This window comes from Savagea faecisuis (genome assembly GCF_042675605.1).
Classification (GTDB): domain Bacteria; phylum Bacillota; class Bacilli; order Bacillales_A; family Planococcaceae; genus Savagea; species Savagea faecisuis.
This window is the reverse complement of sequence record NZ_JBHTJF010000050.1, coordinates 1-3,144: the sequence shown is the minus strand read 5'-3', so window position 1 is coordinate 3,144 and position 3,144 is coordinate 1. Positions and strand designations below refer to the sequence as shown.

The window sequence follows — 3,144 nt, the reverse complement described above, 5'->3', positions numbered from 1 at the left end:
ATGACAAATCGGCGCAACTTCCATGTAAAGTATAGCACACTATACTTTACATTCGTAAAGGTGTGCTCTGCGAGGCTGCTTCGGCTACCGCCGATCATTCGCTTGAGCGAATGAAAAACCTTGGGCTTTGCCCAAACCCACAAGGGAGAAATTCTCCCTTGACCCCTTTCAAAAAGCTCCCCCAACCCCCTCACTTTTTGAGGGGGCTCCCTCGCCGGTAGGCAGAAACAAACGTGGGGTTTGTTTCAGTGCCAAGAGGGTTCGGGTGCGATCAAATTGTCAACTCCTTAAATTCTCCCTCACTTCGCTACGCTTCGTTCAGTCCGATTTACCGTTGACAATTGCCACATATCCCTTCTCCCTCCAGCGAGTTGAAAAACAAAAAAGATACGAGATCATCCCCGTATCTTCTGTGTCTTTTGTATCTCAATTATTTTTTATAAATTCGTAACTGCCAATCAAGATATTTGTCATTCACTCGATTGTTCATGATCTCTTTGCAATCATGGCAAAACACATTGTTTTCGTACCATGTAAAATGACACGTTTCACCATCTCGAAAATCTTTTTCACATTCCGAACAATAACTGATACTTGTTGTTTTAACAAATTGATCAGACGTCATTAACCCCATTTATGCCACATCCTCTCGTATCTTTGTGTATCTCAATCAATTCATTTAATTATTCCTTCTCTTAACAAATCAATTTGAGTAGACAATTCAACTTCAATTATTCGATATTCTTCAATTTGCTCTTTCAATTTTTCGATCTCAATTAATAATTCTTTTTCTCTATCAGTCACTTTATTCCACTTCCATTTCTTCAACTTTTTTAGCTTTAGAATTATATTCCTCAAATTCTTCTAGCGTTAGTTCACGGAGCATATTTTCATACTTAGACGTTCGCCAAATTGAAGTTAGCAAATGCGTATAAATGTTTTCATCTTCTTTCTGATATTCTTCTAACTCTTTATTCTTGAATTTTTTCACATACTCTTTAAATAAACCATTGAACGTGATCAGCTGGCGACCTTTTAACGCCTTATAAAACACTTCAAAAACATCTTGAGAATGATACAATTCATTACCTTTCGCAGAATACTTTGCGACTTCTAAAATTGCGCCATTCTCCGACTTTTCGGAAGAACGGACTTTGCGAATATCCACTTGCGTAATGCTGGAATCATTCATACATTCTTGCCACATTTCAAGCCATTTTGCTTGATTAATATACACTTTCGTATCTGTAAAATAGCTTTTATTCACTGCCAAAATAGCGTGAAAATGAGGGTGGTATGTGTCATAGTTCGGATTATTATCGCCCACCTGTAAGCCACGTTTTTTATAATAAGCAGTTGCATTTTTATACATTTCTTTCGTGATGAAACGCTCTTTGTTATATGTGACTTCTAACTTTCTCACGTATCCATTAATTACTTTCTGGACATTGCGACGTTTAAATAATTTATTAAACGATTTATTGAACCGATCAATCTCATTTTTCAATTCATCGCCATCGACATTTGGAGCAGTCAGCGTTAAAAAAATATACTCTTGATCTTCCTCATGACGAATGGCTTCCATGACCACCGAAATCATAATTGCATCTTTTTTAGCCTTATTCCATGTACAAATAGGACAGAACCTGTTTCCACAACTATTTGATCGATGTACTCGCCTTGCGCTCATATCAACTGTTGTAAGGTGCTGCATAAAATCACCACACGACTTCACTCTTTCTAACGTTTTCGGTTTGAAAACACCATCCGCATATTCAGCAAGTTTACGAATTAAATCTTTTTTTGGAGTATACTTCTGTAAAATATATTGACCCAATTCCGTAGTTCTCAAAACATTCTTATTAACTTTTACTTCTTGATTTATTTTCATAGACACTGTATAATCGCTCTAGATTAATTTAATAAAAGACACAAAAAGCGATTTGCTCCTTTCCTAAGTTTTGTTGATTTTAGACTAAGCACCTAAATCATAAAACACTATGCTGGAAAATGCAAGTCGTTTTTTTTATATCCCTTGATACATAAGGCTTTGACGTGGACATACCTATCAATTTCCGTGCGGAAATAGTTAGGTATGTATCAAGAATAGAAAGAACTCGTTTTTCGCTACGCTCAAAACGCAAAAAAAGCACTCATTCGAGTGCTTTTTCTTATCGCTCCAAATCATGCGATTTTTTCCTCTTTGCTTTTCTTTGCTCACGAAGTTCTCGATCACGCTGCAAAACATCTTGAAGCGAAAAAGTATTCTTCTTTTCTTCTGATCGCTCATGCTGACGCACGAAAAGCCCTCTAGGCGCTTTTTCTTTCACTTTACCTACAAATACCCCAAACAACTCCTTAAAGCTCTCTAAATCGCTTGTACGGGCTTTTAAGAAATCTTTCGTCAATACATATAAACTTTCGATCTCATTCGTTAGATGCTCCACTGTACTCTTTAAACGACTATTTTCTTCGGATAAAGATTTATTTGTAGATCGCAACTCTTTCACTTCTTTTTTCAGCGATTGATTCTCTTTTGCGAAATCAGTATTTAACAACTGATCCACTCTCGTTTGCAAAACTGCGCCTGCTTTTACTTTTTTCTTCAAATCTTGAAACACTTCGTCTTTTAAAATTACATTCCCCGTTGATTTCATAACCGTTTTCTTTTGCTCGATCCCCAAAAGATTTCGTTTCCCTGTTGGAACTTCAACGCTTTTCTTTTCTCTTTTCACTGGAATCTTAAATTCGCCTGAAACTTCTTCAGATAGAATCGCCAACTCACTTTTTTTATTTTTCAATTCATTCTCTAAAAGATCAATCTCTTTTTCTAACGTTTGTTTTTTAAATTTACTCATTTCAATATGCTCTCGATCCGAACCTTTTTCTCCACGTTGTAAATCAAAACCGAGCTTCTGCATATGCTCTGGAAACTTGTCTTGCAGCCACAACAATTCTTGACGATTGAACACATTTTTTCCTTGCAATTTTCCATCGCGCATAGGAACAACTCCTAAATGCATGTGAGGAGTTTTCTCGTCCATGTGAACAGTCGCATACGCAATATTTTGTTTCCCATATCGATCAGCAAATAATTTATAACTTTCCTCAAAAAATCGTTTCTGTTCATCAGGATCTAATCGC

The 3,144-nt window shown here is 36.5% G+C and carries 3 protein-coding genes; all 3 read right to left on the bottom strand.

Features of this window, described 5'->3' with window-relative positions; genetic code table 11:
• Positions 1-675: 675 nt before the first annotated feature.
• Positions 676-804: a hypothetical protein gene (locus tag ACFQ0V_RS13220; RefSeq protein WP_381014447.1), complete on the bottom strand. Its 129-nt coding sequence runs from the start codon at positions 802-804 to the stop codon at positions 676-678.
• Between the two features lies 1 nt (position 805).
• On the bottom strand, positions 806-1,891 hold the full coding sequence (locus tag ACFQ0V_RS13215; protein WP_381014448.1) for a protein rep: 1,086 nt from the start codon (positions 1,889-1,891) through the stop codon (positions 806-808).
• Positions 1,892-2,171: 280 nt separating this feature from the next.
• Positions 2,172-3,144 (bottom strand): MobV family relaxase (gene mobV, locus ACFQ0V_RS13210; protein WP_381014445.1); only part of this gene is annotated, 973 nt, incomplete at its 5' end.

Bases quoted from the DNA above. Each gene is read 5' to 3' on its own strand.
- ACFQ0V_RS13215 (WP_381014448.1), bottom strand. From the start codon at position 1,891: ATGAAAATAAATCAAGAAGTAAAAGTTAATAAGAATGTTTTGAGAACT.